The organism is Pseudomonas sp. Leaf58 (assembly GCF_003627215.1).
Lineage (GTDB): Bacteria > Pseudomonadota > Gammaproteobacteria > Pseudomonadales > Pseudomonadaceae > Aquipseudomonas.
The window spans coordinates 1,608,656-1,629,615 of sequence record NZ_CP032677.1 but is presented as its reverse complement, the minus strand read 5'-3'; the positions used below and the strand labels follow the sequence as shown (position 1 = coordinate 1,629,615).

Here is a 20,960-nt window from a genome sequence, read left to right as displayed (position 1 = left end):
TCAAGCCAAACTCTTGCTCACAACCTCATAGACATCGCTGGACAGCTCACCCGAAGCCAGAACCCGCTCCAGCTCACCCTTCATCAGCGCTTGGCGCGCAGCGTCATACTTGCGCCAGCGGGTCAACGGCGCCAGTTGACGCGAGGCGATCTGCGGGTTCAGTGCATTCAGCTCGATCACCAGGTCCGCCAGGAAGCGATACCCCGAACCATCTGCCGCATGGAAGTTGACCAGGTTCTGCCCGGCAAAGGCACCGATCAAGGCACGCACCTTGTTCGGGTTCTTCAGGGTGAACGCCGGGTGCTGCATCAGCGCCTTGACCCGCGCCAGCCCGCCTGGCAGCGCGCTGGCTGCCTGCACGCTGAACCATTGGTCCATGACCAGCGGGTTGTCCTTGAAGTGCTCGGCAAAGGCCTCCAGGGCCTTGGCCCGCTCGGCCTCGAACGGCGAGTTGACCAGCACCGCCAGGGCGGTGAGGCGCTCGGTCATGTTGTCGCAGTGCTCGAACTGTTCCAAGGTGGCTTCGAGCGCCTGCGGCTTGCCGCTCTGCATCAAGTACGACAGGGCGATGTTTTGCAGGCTGCGGCGGGCAAAGTGCTCGGCAGAAGCCACGTAGGCGGTGTTGCGCGACACTTCGCGGTGGGCCTGGTAACGCGCCCACAAGGCGTCGAACAGCTGCTCGGCGATTTGCTGGCGGGCGAACTCGCGGGCGGCGTGGATGGCATCGACGTCAGCCACCTGGCTGATCTCGGTGAGGTAGGCCTCACCTGGCAGCGACAGCATCTCGGCAACCATGGCCGGGTCCAGCGATTCGTTGCCCAACACGGTGCCCAGGGCGGTGATCAGGCGCTGGTCGAGCTTGAGCGCTTCGCCACGCTGATGCTGGCCGATCAGTTCCTGCAGCACCTGCACCGACAGCTGCTGCCCCGCTTCCCAGCGGTTGAAGCCGTCGCTGTCGTGCTGCATCAGGAACATCAACTGGTCGCGGTCGTAGGGGAAGCTCAGCTTGACCGGCGCGCTGAAGCCGCGCAGCAGCGATGGCAGCGGCTTGGCCCGGATGCCCTGGAAGGTAAAGGTTTGCTCGGCTTCGGTCACCGACAGCACGCGGCTGCCGCCCTGCACAGCAGCTTCGCCAGCCAGTTGCAACGGCAGGTCATTACCCTCGGCATCCAGCAGGCCCAGTTCAACCGGGATCACGAACGGCAGCTTGTCGGCCTTGTCCGGGGTTTGCGGGCAGCTCTGGCGGAAGGTCAGGCTGTAGGTCTGCGCGGCGGCATCATAAGCCTCGCTGACTTCCAGGCGCGGGGTACCGGCCTGGCTGTACCAGCGCTTGAACTGGGTGAAGTCGACGCCGTTGGCGTCTTCCATGGCCTTGATGAAGTCGTCGGTGGTCACCGCCTGACCATCGTGGCGCTCGAAGTACAGGTCGCTGCCCTTGCGGAAGCCTTCGGCGCCCAGCAGGGTGCGGACCATGCGCACCACTTCGGCGCCCTTCTCGTACACCGTCAGGGTGTAGAAGTTGGAAATTTCGATGAAGCTGTCCGGGCGTACCGGGTGGGCCATGGGGCCAGCGTCTTCGGCGAACTGGTGGGTACGCAGGTAAGCCACGTCTTCGATGCGCTTGACCGTGCGCGAGTTCATGTCGGCGCTGAACTCGGCATCGCGGAACACCGTGAAGCCTTCCTTCAGCGACAGCTGGAACCAGTCACGGCAGGTAACGCGGTTGCCCGACCAGTTGTGGAAGTACTCGTGGGCGACCACGCCTTCGACACGCTGGTGCGCGGCATCGGTGGCGGTTTCGGCACGGGCCAACACACAGCTGGAGTTGAAGATGTTCAGGCCCTTGTTTTCCATGGCGCCCATGTTGAAGTCGTTGACCGCGACGATCATGAAGATGTCCAGGTCGTACTCACGGCCATAGACTTCTTCGTCCCAGCGCATGGACTTCTTCAGGCTGACCATGGCGTGGTCGCACTTGTCGAGGTTTTCTTCTTCGACGTAAATGCGCAACACCACCTCGCGCCCGGACTGGCGGGTGAAGCTGCTTTCCACACACCAAAGGTCACCTGCCACCAAGGCGAACAGGTAGGCTGGCTTGACGAATGGGTCTTCCCAGGTTGCCCAGTGACGGCCATCTTCCGCCGGGCCACTGCCCGTTGGGTTACCGTTCGACAACAGCACCGGGTAGCGATGCTGGTCGGCGATCACCGTGGTGGTGAAGGTGCTCATCACGTCCGGGCGGTCGAGGTAGTAGGTGATCTTGCGGAAGCCTTCGGCCTCGCACTGGGTGCAGAACATCTTGCCCGACTTGTACAGGCCTTCCAGCGCGGTGTTGCTCTCGGGGTGAATCTTCACGCTGGTGTCGAGGGTAAAGCGCTCGGCCTTGGGCTGCACGGTCAGGCTGTCGGTACCCAGCTGATAGTCGCCGGGTTGCAGCTCCCGGTCATCCAACGAGGCGCGCAGCAGTTCCAGCTGCTGGCCATCGAGTTCCAGTGGCGGCAGGCCGGCACCGCGTGCCGGGTTGCGGCGCATGACCAGTTGCGCGTGAACCAGGGTGTGGTCCTCGAACAGCTCGAAGGTCAGGTGCGTCTCGTCGATCAGGTACTCGGGCGCCTGGTAATCCTTCAGGTAGATCACTTGCGGTTGTTCGGTACGCATGTGCAGGTCCTTTTTACTGGAGCACGGCCAACTGGTAGGCCGTGTACTTGCGAATATTGATCACACCGGTGTCGAAGATCAGGTACTGGCCCTTGATGCCCAGCAGCGTGCCTTCCACCACCGGATTCTTGTCGAGGTTGAAGCTGACGATCTTGCTCGGGTAGGCCTCGACTGGGTATTTCATCTGCACCACTTCGGCGTCGGCCAGCGGCTGAATCGCCTGCAGGCCAAACCGCCCCTGCAGCTCGCGCAGGCCGTCGGCGCAGGCGTCGAAGACCTGGTCGCGAATGGCTGGCAGGTCGAGCACCTCGGCATCGCCCTTGAGCAATGTGCGCCAGTTGGTACGGTCGGGTACCTGGCTGCGCAACAGGTCCTCGACCAGGCCCGATTGCTGGCGGGTGGCCACACGGATGATCGGCAGCGCCTGGCTGGCGCCCTGGTCGAGCCAGCGGGTGGGCAGTTGGGTGGCGCGGGTGATGCCGACCTTGATCCCTGACGAGTTGGCCAGGTAGACCACGTGGTCGGTCATGCAGAACTGTTCGCCCCACGCCGGTTCGCGGCAGGTGCCGGCGTCGTAGTGGCATTTTTCCGGGGCCATGATGCACACGTCGCACTGGGCCAGCTTGGTCATGCACGGGTAGCAGTAACCTTGGCTGAAGCTGGTCTTGGTGCGCTTGCCGCAATGGCTGCAATGAATGGCGCCGAGGTATTCCAGGCGCAGGCGCTGGCCGATCAGCGGGTTGACCGGCACCTGGGTGTCACCCAGGCGGAAACTGTACTGCACCACCGGCGCCTGCAGGTTTACCGCCATTTTGCTCAACGAGCCACGCGCGAGTTCGATCAATGTACCGAGTCCGACTTGAACAGAATATTGGCGATCGGCGCGGACTTCGACGCGCACTCCTGCGGGCCCATGTAACCGGTGCGCTGGTCTTCGGGCAGGTTTTGCATCTCCCAGGCGATCACCGCCTGCAGCGACAGCTCTTTCTGCTCGGCCGTGAGCTTGCGGCCATCCGCCCATTTGCCGATTTCCACGGCCAGTTTCAGGCTCTGGTAGATTTCCGGTGTGATGTTTTCGATCATTTGCGCGAAAGTGGACATAGTGTCTCCTGATTCAAGCCGACAGTTTACGCCGGGCCAGCGCCCCACCCAAGAGCCCGGTCAGGCATCCGATGAGCAGCCCACCGACGTGGGCGGCGTTGGCGATCTGGCCAAGGCCGAGGGTGTCGATCACACCGCTCAGGCACACCACCAGCCAGATCAGCATCATCACCAACACACCCTTGGGCAGGTTGAAGTAACGGTTGGGCGCCAGCCACTGGTACAGCCAAATGTGCCCGAGCAGGCCGTACAGCACGCCAGACAAACCGCCGAACAGGCTTGGCCCGCTGCTGTAGTGCTGGGCCAGGTTGGACACCACGCTGAACAGCAGGGTTAGCGCCAACAGCGCCCACGGGCCCTGGCGCAATTCGATGCGTTTGCCCAGCTCCCAATACCACAGGCTGTTCATGGCCAAGTGCAGCACGCCGAAGTGCAGCAGCATGGGCGATACCAGCCGCCACCACTGGCCTTGGTCCAGGCTTTGCGCGAGTGGGCTGAAGTACAGGTAGTCGCCCTGGACACGGAAGTCGAGGAAGGTGAACCAGCGGATGGTGGGGAAGTTGTCGCCCAGGCCAGTGAGGCCGGCGACGATGAAGCACAGCAGCAGGATGAGGGTGGTGATTTTGCAGGCGCGGGCCTGTTCAGCCAGCGACGGCTGTGCGGGGCTGTTCGCGGGCGCGCCCGCGCCCACAGGTTGCTCTGTCGCCTGGATGTCGGCGTTGCCGTCGGGGTAGCGTTGGTAGAGTTCGCGCACGTCTGCGGCCAGGGTGTCGGGTGCCCAGAGGACTTGCGCGTCGCCCTCTTCGCTAACCCGGTGCGGCACCTGCAGGCGCTGCAGCAGATGGACGAAGCCACTGAGGTCGACCGACAGCGGCAGGCGCATCACTTCGATAATGTTCATTGGTTGGCCTGTGGGCGGTCGACGTCGACCCAAACGAACTTGTGCGGGTCGATGCGGGTTTCATCATCCAGCCGGTAGGCGGCCAGCTTGCCGTAGAGCACGGCGCTGTAGTCCAGACAGGCCAGGTTAGCGCGGATCGGCGCTGGGCGGCCGCTGCGCCAGTAGTGGCCCACGAACAGCATGGGCTCGTCCTCGGCATAGCGCAGCAGGGCGTTCTTCTGGCTGTGGCTGAGCGGGGTGCTGGCCACTGCCTCGGGCAGGGCATCGGGCTGGAACACGATATCGCCGTAGGTTTGCGGGTCTTCTTCCCAGAACTTGGTGCGGAAGAAGGCGCGGGTGAGGCCGTCGCCGCCGGTCAGGGTGAGGCCGTCTGGCAGGCGCATGTCGGTGCCGCGCAGCAGGCGGTTGCACACCGTGGCGGCGAAGCTGCCGCTGACTGCCGAAGCCTGGATGAAGTGCTCGTCGATGCGCCCGTTGGGGTACAGCTGGCGCAGTGGCTCGATCAGCCGTGGGTCCCAGCAGGCATGCACCAGGCGGAAGCGCCCGGCGTCGACGAACAGCGGCAGCTCATAGAACCAGTTGACGAAGTCGTGCCAGTCGCCTGGATGGTGGGCGAACTGGGTCAGGGTTTCGTCGATCAGCCGGGCATGGCGTGGCGTGTGCTCGCGCACATAGGCCTTGCCACTGCCGGGCAGTGCCGGGGTGACCCAGCCCAGGGCGTTGTATTCGTGGTTGCCCATGATGCAGAACGCCTGGCCGGCCTCGACCATGTCGTGGACGATGTGCAGCGCCTCGCGGATGCGTGGCCCGCGGTCGACGATGTCGCCGAGGAACAGTGCCTGGCGCCGTGGGTGGCGCCATACGCCGCCCACACGCTTGTAACCGAGGGCGTCGAGCAGGCGTTCAAGGGTCAGCGCACAACCGTGCACGTCACCGATGATGTCGAAACTTCGCGCCGGATCGAGCATCAGTCGTCCCTGCTCCCCAGGCGGCTGCCCCAACCGAGCTTGGTGCGGCAGACCTCGTAGTAATTGTGGTCCAGCGGGTGAATCAGGCGCAGTTTCTGCGGCTTCTTGCTCACCGTGATGGTGTCGCCGGGGGCGCAAGTAAAGTGGTTTTGGCCGTCACAAGACACCTGCGGGTAAATCTGCAGGTCCTTGGCCACCACAATCTTCAGTTCGCTGTTGCCGTCGACCACGATCGGCCGGCCCGACAGCGTGTGCGGGTACATCGGCACGATGACGATGGCGTCGAGCTTGGGGTGCATGATCGGGCCACCGGCCGACAGCGCGTAGGCGGTGGAGCCGGTGGGGGTGGCGACGATCAGGCCGTCGGCCTTCTGGCTGCAGACGAACTGGCCATCGATGTAGATTTCGAACTCGATCATGCGCGTGGACTTGCCCGGGTGCAGCACCACGTCGTTCAGCGCATCGCCCTGGCCAATGGCTTCGTGGTGGCGGCGCACTTCGGCCTGCAGCAGAAAGCGGTTTTCCACCAGGTAGTGGCCGTCGAGCACTTCGGCAACCTTCTCTTCCAACTCGTCGGGGCGGATATCGGTGAGGAAACCCAGGTTGCCTCGGTTGATGCCCAGCACCGGAATGTTGTGCCGGGCCAGGGCGCGGGCGGCGCCCAGCAAGCTGCCGTCGCCGCCGACCACGATGACCAGGTCGCAGACCTCGCCCAGCAGCTTGCGGGTGGAGGTTTGCAGGCCGTGGCCGGGCAGCACTTCGGCGATGGTGTCCTCGAGGATCACGTGCAGGTGGCGCTCGAGGAGGAATTTTTTCAGTCGGCGAATGGTGTCGAGCACCTGCGAGCTGCCAAGGCGGCCGATGATACCGATATTGCGAAATTGCTCCATGGGGCTCCTGCGAGGCTCTGCGGCGGGTGACGATGCGCCGATTATGGGCGAAACCACGGGTTAGCGGCAAACCGGCTATGCTCGCAGGATGATGCCATTCGCCCAGCTCCACGACCTGCCCCGGCAGCTACGTCGCCCGACCGTGCGCGACTTGGCTTGGGCCCTGCTGTCGCCACCGTTGCTCAGCACCCCACCCTGCCCCCAGCGCCACCCGCTGGCGGGAAGCCTGTGGGCGGACCAGCCACAGCGCCTGGAAGCCTGGCTACGGCTGCTGGATGACGATGACCGCCCGCTGCGCGACTGGCTGGCGCAACTGGGCAGCCGGCGCCTGGGGCATTACTACGAACGCCTGTGGCAATTCGCCCTGGGCCAGGCGCCAGGCATCGAACTGCTGGCGGCCAACCTGGCGATTCGCGACGGCGGGCGTACCCTGGGCGAGCTGGACGTACTGCTGCGCGACCGCGAGGGCGTGCACCACCTGGAACTGGCCATCAAGCTGTACCTGGGCCCAGTGCACGCCGGCCACGACCCGGCCGCTTGGCTGGGGCCAGGCTGCCAGGACCGGCTGGGCGCCAAGTTGGCGCACTTGGCGGGCCACCAATTGCCGATGTCGACAGGGGCGCACAGCCGTGCGGTGCTGGCTCAGCTGGGTATCGAACAGGTGCAGGCGCATGTGTGGCTCGGTGGTTATCTGTTCTATCCGTGCGCTGGGCATGCCGAGCCGCCGCAAGGTGCCAACCCGCAACATTTGCGTGGCCGCTGGGTGCGTCGGCAGGATTGGGTGATGGCTGAGGGCGAACGTTGGCAACCACTGCAGCGGCATGCCTGGCTGGCACCGGCGCGGGTCGAAGCGGATGAGTGTTGGCCGGCGGAACAGTTTGCGGCATGGCTGCATGTGCTGGAACGCCTGGCACCGGCGCAATTGCTGGTCAGGTTGGCGCAGCAGGCTGATGGCCCCTGGCAAGAGGCCGAGCGGGTGTTTTTGGTGGCTGATGATTGGCCGCATTTGCCCAATTCATGATGTCGCCTGTACCGGCCCTTTCGCGGGCAAGCCCGCTCCTACGCCGGTGTAGCAGCAGGCTTGCCCGCGAAAGGCCGGGGTAGACAACACAATTTTCACAGACCCAGCGCAAAAATTCGTTTCCCCGCAGCAACTACAGTACTCCCCGAGCGCCAACAAGAGCGCCATTCCGACCTGATGACGAGGACCGATCATGGTTTCATCCACCCCTACACCCCATTACGCGCGCCTGTCCATCGCCCTGCATTGGCTGATGCTGGTGTTGCTGGCCGCTGTCTACGCCCTTATCGAATTACGTGGCCTGTTCCCCAAGGACAGCGCCGAACGCAACCTGATGAAAGACCTGCACTTCATGCTCGGGCTCAGCGTGTTCGTGCTGGTTTGGCTGCGCCTGGCCGTTCGCCTGAGCCGCCCAACCCCGCCTATCGTGCCCAAGCCACCAGCCTGGCAGACTGGCCTTGCGCACCTGATGCACCTGGCGCTGTATCTGCTGATGATCGGCTTGCCGGTGGCCGGTTGGCTGATCCTCAGCGCCGCCGACAAACCGGTGCCGTTCTTCGGCCTGGAGCTGCCGCACCTGATCGGCCCGAACCCGGACCAGGCCAAGTTCATCAAAGGCTGGCATGAGCGCATCGGCAGTTGGGGCTATTGGCTGATCGGCCTGCACGCCCTGGCCGGGCTGTATCACCACTATGTGCAACGCGACAACACGCTGCTGCGCATGCTGCCCTACAAGTAACCGCGCCGGCCCTGCAAGCCGCCGGTGTGCACCACGATCAGGCGGGTGCCGGGCGCGAACAGCCCGGCCTCGACCTGCTCACGCAAGGCCAGCAAGGCCTTGCCGGTGTACAGCGCTTCGAACGGCACGCCCGTGTGCCGCTCGCACTCGGCGGTGACGGCCAGCAGCTCATCGTCGAACTTGCCGAAACCGCCACGACAAGCATCGTGTAGCTGGTAGCCGTGCTTACCCACCAGTCCCGCCACCGCTTCTGCTACACCATGATCCTTGGGCACGGCCAAGGCGCCGTGTACGACATGCGCCCCCGCCTCGGCCAGCACCAGGCCGGCCAACGTGGTGCCGGTGCCGGCTGCCAGCCACCAGGCGTCATAGTCCGCCCAACCCAGGGCCGCTCTTTGCGCGCGCGCCTGTTCCATGATCAAAGCGCAACCCTGCGCACCGGCCAGCCCGCCACCGCCTTCGGGAATGCACTGCCAGCCCGGGTAGCGCACTTGCCAGGGCTCCCAGAAACCGGGTTGGTTGCGCGCACGGTAGCCGCCGTAGCCCAACCAGTGCAGCTCCATGCCCAGCGCCTGCAGGTCACGCACGGTTGGCGTGTACTGGGCGTGGCCGCGCAGCAGGCCGGCGGTGGCGAAGCCAAAGCGCTTGCCGGCAGCGGCCAGGGCGTGCAGGTGGTTGGAGTGGTTGCCGCCGAGGCTGATCAGGCCAGGGGCGTTGCTGGCCGTGGCGTGCTGCACATGATGGCGCAGCTTGAACCATTTGTTGCCGCTGATCAGCGGGTCGATCAGGTCCAGGCGCAAGATGGCGGCTTCGACCTTGGCGTTTTGCAGCCAAGGTAGATTCAAAGGGTGTAAGGGGGCTTGGGTTAGGTCGAGGTGCATGGCGCGAGTTTACCAGTGAACACCCGGGCACGCGTGTGGCAAAAGGGCCGCAACGCGGCCCGCATCGACAACCTCAAAGCTCAGCGGCCAACCTCGACCCTTGGTTGATCGCCCGCTTGGCGTCCAGCTCCGCCGCCACATCGGCCCCACCAATCAGGTGCACCGACTGCCCCGCCGCCACCAGCCCGTCTTGCAGCTCGCGCAGTGGCTCCTGCCCGGCACAGATCACCACGTTATCCACCGCCAGCAGCTGCGGCTCGCCATCGGCCACGCGAATGTGCAGGCCAGCGTCGTCGATGCCCAGGTACTCGACGCTGTTGAGCATCTGCACCCGCTTGTTCTTCAGCCCGGTGCGATGAATCCAACCGGTGGTCTTGCCCAACCCGTCCCCCACCTTGGATTTCTTGCGCTGCAACAGGTACACCTGCCGCGCCGGCGCATGGGGTTCGGCCTTGATTCCCGCCACACCACCGCGTGCCTCAAGCCGGGTATCGATGCCCCATTCTTTCCAGAACGCCTCACGGTCTTGGCTGGTGGCGACCCCTTCATGCACCAGGTATTCGGACACGTCGAAGCCAATGCCACCCGCGCCTATCACTGCCACCGCCTTGCCCACCGGCTTGCGCTCGAGCAACACATCCAGGTAGCTGAGTACCTTGGCATGCTCCACACCAGGAATGGCCGGGGTACGCGGGGCAATGCCGGTGGCCAGGATGATTTCGTCGTAGCCGCCATCCACCAGTGTCTGCACATCGACACGGGTATTCAGGCGCAGGTTAACGCCAGTGCTTTGCACCTTGTTGCGGAAGTAGCGCAGGGTTTCGAAGAACTCTTCCTTGCCCGGCACGCGTTTGGCCACGTTGAACTGCCCGCCGATCTCGCCGGCGCCGTCGAACAGGGTCACCGTGTGCCCACGCTCGGCTGCAACGGTGGCAGCAGCCAGGCCGGCCGGGCCGGCGCCGACCACGGCAATGCGCTTGACCACGCGCACGGGCAGGTAGTTGAGCTCGGTTTCATGGCAGGCGCGCGGGTTGACCAGGCAGCTGGTCAGTTTGCCGCCAAAGGTGTGGTCCAGGCAGGCCTGGTTGCAGCCGATGCAGGTGTTGATCTCGTCGCTACGGCCGGCGGCCGCCTTGTTGACGAAATCCGCGTCGGCCAGGAACGGCCGGGCCATCGAGACCATGTCGGCATCGCCTTCAGCGAGCACCGCCTCGGCCACTTCCGGGGTGTTGATGCGGTTGGTGGTGATCAGCGGAATGTTCACCACACCACGCAGCTTGGCAGTGACCTTGCTGAACGCAGCACGCGGCACTTTGGTGGCAATGGTCGGGATACGCGCCTCGTGCCAGCCGATACCGGTATTGATCAGGGTCGCACCGGCCTGCTCGATGGCCTTGGCCAGCCGCTCGATTTCGTCCCAGGTGCTGCCCCCTTCGACCAAGTCGAGCATCGACAGGCGGAAGATGATGATGAAGTTGGGCCCTACCGCACCGCGTACCCGGCTGACGATTTCCACCGCCAGGCGCATACGGTTTTCATAGCTGCCGCCCCAGCGATCGGTGCGGTGGTTGGTATGGGCAGCGAGGAACTGGTTAATGAAGTAGCCTTCCGACCCCATGATCTCGACGCCGTCGTACCCGGCGCGCTGGGCCAGCACCGCGCAATTGACGAAGTCGGCGATTTGCTTCTCGATGCCCGCTTCATCCAGCTCCTTGGGCTTGAACGGGTTGATCGGCGCCTGGATCGCGCTGGGTGCCACTTGCCGGGGGCTGTAGGCGTAGCGCCCGGCGTGCAGGATCTGCAGGCAGATCTTGCCCCCGGCAGCATGCACCGCCTCGGTGACGATGCGATGCTTGTCGGCCTCTTCCGCGGTGCTGAGCTTGGCCGCACCGGAATACACCCCACCTTCATCGTTGGGCGCGATACCGCCGGTGACCATCAGGCCGACGCCACCCCGAGCGCGCTCGGCAAAGTAGGCAGCCATGCGCTCGAAGCCACCGGGACGCTCTTCGAGGCCAGTGTGCATCGAGCCCATCAGGGTGCGGTTGCGCAAGGTGGTGAAGCCCAGGTCCAGCGGGGCGAGCAGGTGCGGGTAGCGGTCGGCGGCCATGGAAAGGTCCCCAGGTGGCGTGATCACGGGATGCAGGTGCCTCACCGGCCGGCGGGCCCCGTCGTTTGTCTGCCTGCGACATTAAACAGCCGTTTGAAGGGGCTCAATGATCGAAACTAACAAGTTATTGATCATGGCGCACAGCGGGACTACCCGAAGACTCGCGAATCCTTGGCCCCGCAGGTTCCAGCCGGACATGTTCTCCTAGGCGTGTGCGAGAAGATGCCGGTAACCGGCAGCGCTAGTGAAATCGGCAAGATGCCAGAGATTCCCGTTCGCACCCCATGTGCCATCGGCGATGTCCACCAGCTGTATCGAAGTCATCAGCATCCGCCCGTCATCCTTGCCAACGCATTGTTCGATGGCCTGGTGCAGGGCCAGCACGTAGTCCTTGCGCATCTGTTCATCGAGGACACCGGCAGGCACCTTCACCATGACGATGCAGGGAATGGCGTGGGCGTGCATGTTCACCCCGCCACATAGCCAATCACCGTCCCGCACCTCCTCAATGAGCACCCAGCACAGGCAGCGCTGCGGTAGAGCGTTACCTATGTGCTCATGCGCGATTGCAGCCTCGCTGACGCGCTTCAACAGATGCTCGCGTTGCGCCTCGTTGAAAGCTCCGGTAGGTGCCTTGATCAGGATATTGGGCATTGCTGATACCTTTGTGATGAGTTGAAGCGCCATTAGGCCTGGCGCTCCTCTCACGCAAAAGTGTCGGATCCGTCCTCTTTCGAGCATAATCCGACAATGCACGATTTCACCATTCTGGTCGTACCGGGGGCATTCGCCGCAAGCGTAGCCTCCACTCTGGACATCCTCGCCAGCGCAGCAACCGTTAGCGAGCGACTCGGCCTGGCCGCACCACGCTGGCGAGTTTGCGGCCCCCAACCGGGACCGGTAGCGCTGGGCCATGGCCTGCAACTGCATGTGCAACCGATCGAGCAAAGCGCCGAGGACCCGTCCTGCTGGGTCATACCGGGCATCGGCGTCAGTGACATCAACCTGCTCGAAAGTCGCCTCGCGGAGCCATGGACAGTGCCCTTTCTCTCTGCACTGAGCGATCACATCGCCAACGGCAAGGAAATTGCCGCGTCATGCTCGGCCGTCTTTCTGCTGCATGCGGCCGGGCTGTTGGACGGCAGGAGGGTGACAACCTCCTGGTGGCTGGCGCCGCATCTGCAGATGCTCGCACCCGGCTGCCGCGTCGACCCGGACTTCATGGTGCTGGCCGATCATCCACTGACCACGGCAGGTGCTGCCTTCGCTCAAACCGACCTCATGCTGCACCTGCTACGCCGGCGCCTTTCGCCTGAAATCGCCCACGCGGTGGGTAAGGCGCTGCTGCTCGACCGCAGGCAACTGCAGTCGCCTTTCGTCATCCCTGCCGTACTGGTGCAAGGTAATGCGCTGATCTCGCGCCTGATCGCAGAGATCGAGAAGTCGCTGCCTGAACTTACGAGCGTCAAGACACTGGCCACAAGCGTCGGCATGTCCGAGCGGACCCTGTCGCGCCATGTTCACAAGGCAACGGGCCACTCCACCCGGCAGCTCATTCAGCGGGTGCAGTTGCACAAGGCCCGAGCACTGCTCGAGTCTGGTGAACATTCCGTCGAGGCGGTCTCGGCGCTGGTCGGCTACCAGGACCCAACGGCTCTCCGACGCTTGATGCGCCGCCTGCTGAACGCGACCCCGCGACAGTTGCGCCAGCGCTGACCGGGAACGGCAGCGGACACTGCAGACCCAGATAGTGCTTTGGTATGATCAAAAACGCGATTTTGCAAAAACAGTGCAACAAGGATTCCCAAGCTGATGAACACGGCCGCACTATGCCCCTGACTGCCTTCATGGCAACTTCATTTTTCTTCGAAAGCTGAAGGCTTCATGCGAAAACTCCTGGCAAGCGCCCTGGCGCTGGTGATGATCTCGGCCCTCTGCGGCTACGGCTTCTGGACCCTGCAGCGCCCGGAAGGCCACTACCTGTCCGACCTGCGCATCGAACTGGCGCTGAACCATGGCGTGCCAGGCGAGCACGGCAACCTGCTGGGCGTCGAACCCCTGCTCTACCCGGGCGATTACCAGAACCTGCAACGCCTGCACCGCAAGCTCGCGGCCTATCTGGAACAGGCCCGCGCCCGGGGGTTGGTGAGCCCGCGTACGGTGGTGGTGATGCCGGAGCACATTGGTACCTGGCTCTGGGCGCGCGGCGAAAAGAACGAGCTGTACCAAGTCACGCAAAGCCGCGAGGCCTTGCAATGGCTGGAGCTGAGCAACCCACTGCGCTATGGCCTGGCCATGCTCGGTGCCCATGGCGATGACTGGCGCGCTGACGCGCACCTGCGCATGAAGGCCGAGCAGATGGCCGCAGACTACCAGCAGCTGTTCGGTGGCCTGGCCAAGGAATTCAATGTCACGCTGGTAGCCGGCTCCATTGTGCTGCCTGCGCCCTACGTGAAACAGGGCGTGCTGCATGCCGGCAGCGGCCCGCTGTTCAACAGCAGTGTGGTATTCGCCGGTGACGGCTCGCTGCTAGGCCAGCCACAGCGCCAGCAGTTCCCCGACAGCGAAATGCGCCGCTACGTCCACGACGGCCGACAGCACCCGTTGCAAGTGGTGCAAACCCCCGCCGGGCGCCTGGGCGTTCTGGTGGGCAGTGACAGCTGGTACCCGGAAAACCACCAGCAACTGGCACAACAAGCGGTACAACTGATCGCCAACCCGGTGTTCCTCAGTGGCAAGGGCAGTTGGCAAGCGCCATGGCGCGGTAATCGCCATCAGGATGCCAGCGCCGGGCTGGCCTTGCAGCGCGGCGAAGTCAGCGAACAGACCGCTTGGCAACGCCTGACCGAAGCGACCGGGGCCAGTGTCAGCAGCATGAGCGTGTTCATGCGCGGGCAGTTCTGGGAACAGGGCAGCGATGGCCAGGGCTTTGCCCGCCAGGCGGGTGAACTGCTGGCGGGTACCCCGAGCCCTGGCGCTCGCTTGCTGAACCTGTGGCTGTAAGCCCATGGCCCGCCCCCGCGTGCGCCTGGGCGACCTGTCGGTTGGCTTTGTCCAGCCGCTGACCGAGGCCCTGCGCGAACTGGGCCACGACCCCGAGCCGCTGCTGCGCCGCTATGGCCTGGATGCTGCGCGCCTGGGCGAAGCTGGCGCGCGCTTGTCGATCCCCCGCTACATGCACCTGGGCCACGCCGCCATCGAGCTGTGCGGCGAGGCTGCACTGGGCCTGCACATGGGGCGCCTGAGCCGCCTGGCGCATGCCGGCCTGGCCGGGGTCACCGCCGCCCAGGCGCCGACACTGGGCGAGGCAGCGCGCACCCTATTGCGCTTCGAGCCGCTGTACGCCACCAACTACCGCGGCCATTCCAGCTTTCAGGAAGATGCCCAGGGCGCCTGGCTACGCTTCTACTCCATCAGCCCGTACAACGCCTATAACCGTTTCGTGGTCGATTCGCTGCTCGCCGGCTGGCTGGCACAGCTTGCCGACCTGGCCGGCACAGCGGTGCAGGCCGAACACCTGGACATAGAATTTGCCGCGCCCGCCTACGCCGCGCGCTACCAGCCGCTGTGCAGCGCGCCCGTACAGTTCGCGGCCGACGGCAACCAGCTGCGCCTGAGCCGTGCCACGCTGCAGCTGGCCAACCCCAGGCATTGCCCCAGCACCTGGCAGCACCTGCTGCAGCTGTGCGAGGCGGAAATGCTGCAGCGCACGCGGGTACGCAGCCTGGGTGAGCGCATCACCCACCTGCTGGGCCCCTTGCTCAATGGTGGCCGTGAACCGGACCTGGAAGAAGTGGCGCAGCAGCTGCAACTGCCGACCTGGACCTTGCGCCGCAAACTGGCCGAGGAAGGCACGCGTTTTCGCGACCTGCTCAGCGAAACACGGCGCGACCTGGCCGAGACCTACATTCGTGATACGGCGTTGGCCTTTGGCGAGATTGCCTATCTGTTGGGGTTTGCATCGGCCGAGGCCTTCCAGCGCGCGTTCAAGCGCTGGACGGGCCTTACACCGGGGGAGTACCGCCGCAGCCAGCGGCGGGTGGGCTAGAGCTCAGTGGCGTCGTCGGCCGGTTCCGGGGTGTCCAGTTCGTACGCCTGGAATTCGAGAAGTTCTTCCTGGTATTCATCCATAGCCCTGCGTCCTATTTACTCATGATGTCTTCGTAGGTGTTCCCTTCAACCTAAGCAGGTGGCATGAAGGAATGATGACAAGCTTATGAGTGGTAAACGTAGCAGGTGTTCAGCACATTATGTCCGGGCTTCTGTAACAGGGAATGTTTGCAGCCTGTGCCCGCGAAGAGGCCGGTACAGGCAACCCATCAAAGGGCGGGGGATGCGGTCTCGGCAGGCTGGGCCTCTTGCTGCACCTGAATCGGCGCTGCCTCCACTGGCGGCGCAACCGGCTGCGAGCCCTGACTGTCATCCACCACCGGCGCGGCTACTGCCTCGCTGGCCGGGGCAACGGCAGACGGGGCTGGCGCCGCTTCAACCAAAGATGCAGGCGCCGGGGCTGGTGCCACCGGTGCCGCCGCGGCCTGCTCTGGCAAGCCCAGGTCAACGGCCGGCTTTTCCACCTTGGGCGCTGGCGCCTCGGCCTCGGCCTTGCTTACCTTCTTCGGCTTGGGCTTAGGCAGGTAGCTTTCTACCAAAGCGAAATAACGGTCGTAGAACTGCGTTGCGGTCACTGTTTCGCTGGCCACCTTGACCATCGAGTCGTCACTGGAGCCAATCGGCATCGACACCGACCCCAGTACACCTACGCCAAGGCTGGCGGAAGTGTTGGACTTTTTCAGGGCGTAGCGGTCTTGCAGGGCGTTGGCAAACATGGTCGAACGCTGCTCGTCACTCACATCTGGCGCGCAGGTGACGTTGAAGCTGATCTGCATGTGGTTTTCGCTGTTCTGCTGAAAGCTCTTGTTGCCCATCACCTGGTTGGCGCCACTGCTGGTGATGATGTAGCCCTGGCTGAGCAAGGCACGCCGGGCAGCCTCACAGGAGCCAGCATCGCTGACGGGGAAGCTGCGCGAGAAGGTGCCCGAGTCGTCGAAGTTTTCGTGCTCGTAGACAGCGGCTTTTTTTGAGGAACAACCGCTCACGCCCGCCAGCACCAGGGCCAGCCCGAGCGCACCAAAGACGGATGATCTGGTCATTGCGAATTCCGGGGATGTCAATAAGGTGCCTATTGTGCAACACCGCGGGCAGACACTGAAACCGCTGGTCGGTGAAGAGTCTGTCAGGTTCGTGTAAATCTGGGACCAAGACAGGGAATTGCCAGGCGTAGAAACGAAAAAAGCGACCCAAAGGTCGCTTTTTCGTGCTTCGAGGCGTTCAAGGGGCCTCGAGGCGAAGATGGCGCAGCGGACGGGACTCGAACCCGCGACCCCCGGCGTGACAGGCCGGTATTCTAACCGACTGAACTACCGCTGCGTATCATTCAGGCTTTCGCCCGATTGAAACCTGGGTCTACCCTTCCGGCCAGATGGCCTCAGGGCAGGCACAAAAAAAGCGATAACGTGATCGCTTCTCTTGTGTTTGCTTCAAGGTGTTCAAAGGGCCTTGAAGCGAAGATGGCGCAGCGGACGGGACTCGAACCCGCGACCCCCGGCGTGACAGGCCGGTATTCTAACCGACTGAACTACCGCTGCGTATCGTTCAGGCTTGCGCCTGAGTGAAACTGGGATCAGCCCGAGGCATGTTGCCTCGTGGCTTCAGACCGATGCCAAGCACCCATCTGTTACTAAAAAATGGCGCAGCGGACGGGACTCGAACCCGCGACCCCCGGCGTGACAGGCCGGTATTCTAACCGACTGAACTACCGCTGCGCAGTGCGTTCCTCTCTGGCTATCGGCTTCTTGCGAAACCTGATGCACCAGGAACATCTCAGGAAGTGGTGGGTGATGACGGGATCGAACCGCCGACCCTCTGCTTGTAAGGCAGATGCTCTCCCGGCTGAGCTAATCACCCTCGCGATGTTGCTTGTTGCGTTTGCTTCGCTGAGGCCGCGAAATTTACGCAGGTGGTGAAGCTAAGTCAATAGCCCCATTGAATTTTTTTCAAAAAAGACAAAAGCGGTTCGCTTGCCTGTACCGGCCTCTTCGCGGGTAAACCCGCTCCTACAGCTCCTGTACCCGCGAAGAGGCCGGTACAGGATGAGCAGACTGCTCAGGTGTAGATCATCTTGCGGCTCATACCGCCATCGACCACGAACTCCTGACCGGTAACGAACGCCGCCTGGCGTGACAGCAACCATGCCACCATGGCCGCCACGTCTTCCACGGTCCCTACCCGGCCCGCTGGGTGCTGGGCATGGTCGGCTTCGGTCAATGGCTCGGCACGGCGCTGTGAGGGGTCACGGGCATCGATCCAGCCTGGGCTCACCGCATTGACGCGGATCTCCGGGCCCAGGCTCATGGCCAAGGCATGGGTCAAGGCCACCAGGCCACCCTTGCTCGCCGCATAGGCCTCGGTGTCAGGCTCGGACTGCCGCGCCCGGGTGGAGGTAAGGTTGACGATCGCCCCATTGTGCGCCCGCAGGTACGGCGCACAATGCTTGGCCAACAGCATCGGGCCATTGAGGTTTACCGCCAGCACGCGGTTCCACTGCGCCAGGCTCAGGCTTTCCAAGGTCTGGTTGTGTGGATTGGCAATGGCCGCATTGCACACCAGCGCGTCCAGGCGGCCAAACTGCCCCAGCACCTCGGACACCCCAGCACTGACCTGGGCCTCGTCGGCCACGTCCATGGTGATGAACCAGGCATTGTCACCCAGGGCCTTGGCTGCCTTGCCGCCGCGTTGGCGGTCGAGGTCGCTGAGCACCACCTGCCAACCTTCACAGATCAGCCAGGCGGCAATGCCCAGGCCGATGCCGCGCGCGGCACCGGTAACCAGGGCTACCCGGCCGTTGTGGCCGGGCGTGCTACCGCCAATTTCGATCACAGTGCCGCCAGCCCGCGTGCCAGGTCGGCCTGCAGGTCAGCCACGTCTTCCAGGCCCACGGCAACACGGATCAGGCTGTCGCGGATACCGGCAGCTTCACGCTCCTGCGGCGCCAAGCGACCGTGGGAGGTGGTGGCTGGGTGGGCGATGGTGGTCTTGCTGTCACCCAGGTTGGTGGTGATGGAAATCACCCGGGTAGCGTCGATAAAGCGCCACGCGCCCTCCTTGCCACCCTTGACCTCGAAGCTGACCACCGCACCAAAGCCACTCATCTGGCGCTTGGCCAGTTCGTGCTGCGGGTGGCTCGGCAGGCCGGCGTAATGCACCTTCTCCACGCCCTCCTGCTGCTCCAGCCATTCGGCCAGTGCCTGGGCGCTTTCGCAGTGCGCACGCATGCGCAGGCGCAGGGTTTCCAGCCCCTTGGTGAAAATCCAGGCGTTGAACGGGCTGAGGGTTGGGCCTGCGGTACGCAGGAAGCCCACCACTTCTTTCATCTGCTCGGCACGGCCGGCAACCACGCCACCCATGCAGCGGCCCTGGCCGTCGATGAACTTGGTGGCCGAGTGGAACACGATGTCGGCACCCAACTTCAGCGGCTGCTGCAGCGCCGGGGTGCTGAAGCAGTTGTCCACCACCAGCATAGCGCCATGGGCATGGGCGATTTCGCTGAGCGCGGTGATATCGACCAGCTCGGCCAGCGGGTTGGACGGCGACTCGACGATCAGCAGCTTGGTATTGGCCTTGATGGCTTTTTCCCAGCCGCTGAGGTCGACCAGTGGCACGTAGTCCACCTGCAGGCCAAAGCGCTTGAAGTACTTCTCGAACAGGCTGATGGTCGAGCCGAACACACTCTGCGAAACCAGCACGTGGTCACCGGCGCTGCACAGCGACATCACCACGGCCAGGATCGCCGCCATGCCGGTGGAGGTGCCCACGGCCTGCTCGGCGCCTTCCATGGCCGCCAGGCGCTCCTCGAAGGCACGCACCGACGGGTTGGTGTAGCGCGAATAGACATTACCCGGCGTTTCGCCGGCAAAGCGCGCAGCGGCATCGGCCGCCGTGCGGAACACATAACTGGAGGTCAGGAACAGCGCTTCGCTGTGCTCGCCCTCCGGCGTACGGTTTTGACCGGCGCGCACCGCCAGGGTGTCGAAACCGACACCCTCGAGGTCACTGTCCAGTCGCCCGGCATCCCATTGATCCGTCATGCCGTCGCTCCCCAAATCAGTTGTTGTAGAGGTCGATGATCGCGCTGACTGCCTGGTTCTTGACCTTGGCCAGGTCATTACGCGCCTGCTCGATACGCTCGAGGTAGGCGTCGTCGATATCGCCAGTGACATACTCACCATTGAATACCGCGCAATCGAAGTGATCGATCTTGACCTTGCCGCCACCGACCGAGTCGATCAGGTCCGGCAGGTCCTGGTAGACCAGCCAGTCGGCGCCGATCAACTCGGCCACCTGTTCGGTGGTACGGTTGTGGGCGATCAGTTCGTGAACACTCGGCATGTCGATGCCGTAGACGTTGGGGTAGCGTACTGCTGGGGCTGCGGAGCAGAAATAGACATTTTTGGCGCCGGCTTCACGGGCCATCTGAATGATCTGCTTGCAGGTGGTGCCGCGCACGATCGAGTCGTCCACCAGCATCACGTTCTTGCCGCGGAATTCCAGCTCGATGGCGTTGAGCTTCTGGCGGACCGACTTTTTGCGCGCGGCCTGGCCAGGCATGATGAAGGTACGGCCGATGTAACGGTTCTTGACGAAGCCTTCGCGGAACTTCACGCCCAGGCGGTTGGCCAGCTCCAGCGCAGCCGTGCGGCTGGTGTCCGGGATCGGGATGACCACGTCGATATCGTGCTCAGGCCGCTCGCGGGTAATCTTGTCAGCCAGTTTTTCGCCCATGCGCAGACGGGCCTTGTACACCGACACGCCGTCCATGATGGAGTCCGGGCGGGCCAGGTAGACGTGCTCGAAGATGCACGGCTGCAATTGCGGGTTGGTCGCGCACTGCTTGGTGAACAGCTGGCCTTCTTCGGTGATGTACACCGCTTCGCCCGGCGCCAGGTCGCGGATCAGGGTGAAACCGAGCACGTCCAGGGCCACGCTTTCCGAGGCGATCATGTACTCCACGCCTTCGTCGGTGTGACGCTGGCCGAATACTACTGGGCGGATGCCGTTGGGGTCGCGGAAGCCGACGATGCCGTAGCCGGTGATCATCGCCACCACGGCGTAACCGCCAACGCAGCGGCTGTGCACGTGGGAAACAGCGGCAAACACGTCCTCTTCGGTCGGCTGCAGCTTGCCGCGCACCGCCAGCTCGTGGGCGAACACGTTCAACAGCACTTCCGAGTCGGAGTTGGTGTTGACGTGGCGCAGATCGGACTCGTAGATCTCCTTGGCCAGCTGTTCGACGTTGGTCAGGTTGCCGTTGTGTGCCAGGGTGATGCCGTACGGGGAGTTGACATAGAACGGCTGGGCTTCGGCCGAGGTCGAGCTGCCCGCAGTTGGGTAGCGCACGTGGCCAATGCCGATGCTGCCGACCAGGCGCTGCATATGGCGCTGCTGGAAGACATCGCGCACCAGGCCATTATCCTTGCGCAGGAACAACCGGCCGTCATGGCTGGTCACGATACCGGCAGCGTCCTGGCCGCGGTGCTGGAGGACCGTAAGCGCGTCATACAGCGCCTGATTGACGTTCGACTTACCGACGATACCGACGATGCCACACATGCGACGCAACCCCTACATTGACGAA

Annotated in this window: 18 protein-coding genes and 4 tRNA genes; 5 read left to right on the top strand and 17 right to left on the bottom strand. The window is 63.8% G+C overall.

Features of this window, described 5'->3' with window-relative positions:
* The 6 genes from pepN to DV532_RS07620 are packed head-to-tail and all read right to left on the bottom strand — an operon-like array spanning position 1 to position 6,518.
* On the bottom strand, positions 1 to 2,658 hold the full coding sequence (pepN, locus tag DV532_RS07645; protein ID WP_056806254.1) for an aminopeptidase N: 2,658 nt from the start codon (positions 2,656 to 2,658) through the stop codon (positions 1 to 3).
* Positions 2,659 to 2,671: 13 nt separating this feature from the next.
* Positions 2,672 to 3,502, bottom strand: coding sequence for a DUF2797 domain-containing protein (locus tag DV532_RS07640; protein WP_056806253.1), 831 nt, complete (start codon positions 3,500 to 3,502; stop codon positions 2,672 to 2,674).
* On the bottom strand, positions 3,499 to 3,759 hold the full coding sequence (locus DV532_RS07635; RefSeq protein WP_056806251.1) for a YeaC family protein: 261 nt from the start codon (positions 3,757 to 3,759) through the stop codon (positions 3,499 to 3,501). The genes DV532_RS07640 and DV532_RS07635 overlap by 4 nt, the downstream gene beginning before the upstream one ends.
* A gap of 13 nt (positions 3,760 to 3,772) precedes the next feature.
* Positions 3,773 to 4,660 carry a rhomboid family intramembrane serine protease gene (locus tag DV532_RS07630; protein WP_056806249.1) on the bottom strand — a complete coding sequence of 296 codons (888 nt, stop codon included), beginning with the start codon at positions 4,658 to 4,660 and terminating at the stop codon, positions 3,773 to 3,775.
* Complete coding sequence (locus DV532_RS07625) at positions 4,657 to 5,628, bottom strand: metallophosphoesterase (protein ID WP_056806246.1); 972 nt, start codon at positions 5,626 to 5,628, stop codon at positions 4,657 to 4,659. The genes DV532_RS07630 and DV532_RS07625 overlap by 4 nt, the downstream gene beginning before the upstream one ends.
* A complete protein-coding gene (locus DV532_RS07620) occupies positions 5,628 to 6,518 on the bottom strand; it encodes an NAD(+) kinase (RefSeq protein ID WP_027596710.1) in 891 nt (296 codons plus the stop codon). The genes DV532_RS07625 and DV532_RS07620 overlap by 1 nt, the downstream gene beginning before the upstream one ends.
* Positions 6,519 to 6,606: 88 nt before the next feature.
* Here DV532_RS07620 and DV532_RS07615 point away from each other — a divergent pair, with 88 nt between their 5' ends.
* Both DV532_RS07615 and cybB read left to right on the top strand, forming a co-directional pair.
* Positions 6,607 to 7,539 carry a DUF1853 family protein gene (locus DV532_RS07615; protein ID WP_056806244.1) on the top strand — a complete coding sequence of 311 codons (933 nt, stop codon included), beginning with the start codon at positions 6,607 to 6,609 and terminating at the stop codon, positions 7,537 to 7,539.
* Positions 7,540 to 7,732: 193 nt separating this feature from the next.
* Positions 7,733 to 8,278: a cytochrome b561 gene (gene cybB / locus DV532_RS07610; protein ID WP_056806243.1), complete on the top strand. Its 546-nt coding sequence runs from the start codon at positions 7,733 to 7,735 to the stop codon at positions 8,276 to 8,278.
* Here cybB and DV532_RS07605 read toward each other — a convergent pair.
* The 3 genes from DV532_RS07605 to DV532_RS07595 form a co-directional block, all read right to left on the bottom strand.
* Entirely contained in the window at positions 8,269 to 9,159 is an 891-nt protein-coding gene (locus DV532_RS07605) for a 1-aminocyclopropane-1-carboxylate deaminase/D-cysteine desulfhydrase (protein WP_056806239.1), read from the bottom strand. The two genes, cybB and DV532_RS07605, sit on opposite strands and share 10 nt — an antisense overlap.
* 73 nt (positions 9,160 to 9,232) lie before the next feature.
* Positions 9,233 to 11,269: an NADPH-dependent 2,4-dienoyl-CoA reductase gene (locus tag DV532_RS07600; RefSeq protein ID WP_056806238.1), complete on the bottom strand. Its 2,037-nt coding sequence runs from the start codon at positions 11,267 to 11,269 to the stop codon at positions 9,233 to 9,235.
* 204 nt (positions 11,270 to 11,473) lie between these two features.
* The gene (locus tag DV532_RS07595) at positions 11,474 to 11,923 is read right to left on the bottom strand and encodes a tautomerase family protein (protein WP_056806851.1); all 450 of its coding nucleotides are present in this window, start codon (positions 11,921 to 11,923) and stop codon (positions 11,474 to 11,476) included.
* A 96-nt stretch (positions 11,924 to 12,019) separates the two neighbouring features.
* Here DV532_RS07595 and DV532_RS07590 point away from each other — a divergent pair, with 96 nt between their 5' ends.
* The 3 genes from DV532_RS07590 to DV532_RS07580 all read left to right on the top strand — a co-directional run bounded on the left by DV532_RS07590 (position 12,020) and on the right by DV532_RS07580 (position 15,317).
* Entirely contained in the window at positions 12,020 to 12,985 is a 966-nt protein-coding gene (locus DV532_RS07590; protein WP_056806235.1) for a GlxA family transcriptional regulator, read from the top strand.
* 168 nt (positions 12,986 to 13,153) lie between these two features.
* Positions 13,154 to 14,272, top strand: coding sequence for a nitrilase-related carbon-nitrogen hydrolase (locus DV532_RS07585; RefSeq protein WP_056806233.1), 1,119 nt, complete (start codon positions 13,154 to 13,156; stop codon positions 14,270 to 14,272).
* 4 nt (positions 14,273 to 14,276) lie between these two features.
* Complete coding sequence (locus tag DV532_RS07580) at positions 14,277 to 15,317, top strand: AraC family transcriptional regulator (RefSeq protein WP_056806231.1); 1,041 nt, start codon at positions 14,277 to 14,279, stop codon at positions 15,315 to 15,317.
* Between the two features lie 271 nt (positions 15,318 to 15,588).
* Here DV532_RS07580 and DV532_RS07575 read toward each other — a convergent pair whose 3' ends face one another.
* From DV532_RS07575 to purF, 8 genes are all read right to left on the bottom strand, one after another.
* Complete coding sequence (locus DV532_RS07575) at positions 15,589 to 16,419, bottom strand: DUF2242 domain-containing protein (protein ID WP_056806229.1); 831 nt, start codon at positions 16,417 to 16,419, stop codon at positions 15,589 to 15,591.
* Between the two features lie 200 nt (positions 16,420 to 16,619).
* Positions 16,620 to 16,696: transfer RNA gene (locus tag DV532_RS07570), tRNA-Asp, on the bottom strand.
* Between the two features lie 141 nt (positions 16,697 to 16,837).
* Positions 16,838 to 16,914 (bottom strand) — tRNA-Asp (locus tag DV532_RS07565).
* A 100-nt stretch (positions 16,915 to 17,014) separates the two neighbouring features.
* A tRNA-Asp gene (locus DV532_RS07560) sits at positions 17,015 to 17,091 on the bottom strand.
* 66 nt (positions 17,092 to 17,157) lie between these two features.
* A tRNA-Val gene (locus DV532_RS07555) sits at positions 17,158 to 17,233 on the bottom strand.
* 198 nt (positions 17,234 to 17,431) lie between these two features.
* A complete protein-coding gene (locus DV532_RS07550; RefSeq protein WP_056806228.1) occupies positions 17,432 to 18,205 on the bottom strand; it encodes an SDR family oxidoreductase in 774 nt (257 codons plus the stop codon).
* Positions 18,202 to 19,413: an O-succinylhomoserine sulfhydrylase gene (locus DV532_RS07545; protein ID WP_056806225.1), complete on the bottom strand. Its 1,212-nt coding sequence runs from the start codon at positions 19,411 to 19,413 to the stop codon at positions 18,202 to 18,204. The genes DV532_RS07550 and DV532_RS07545 overlap by 4 nt, the downstream gene beginning before the upstream one ends.
* A 16-nt stretch (positions 19,414 to 19,429) precedes the next feature.
* Entirely contained in the window at positions 19,430 to 20,935 is a 1,506-nt protein-coding gene (purF, locus tag DV532_RS07540) for an amidophosphoribosyltransferase (protein ID WP_056806223.1), read from the bottom strand.
* Positions 20,936 to 20,960 lie beyond the last annotated feature (25 nt).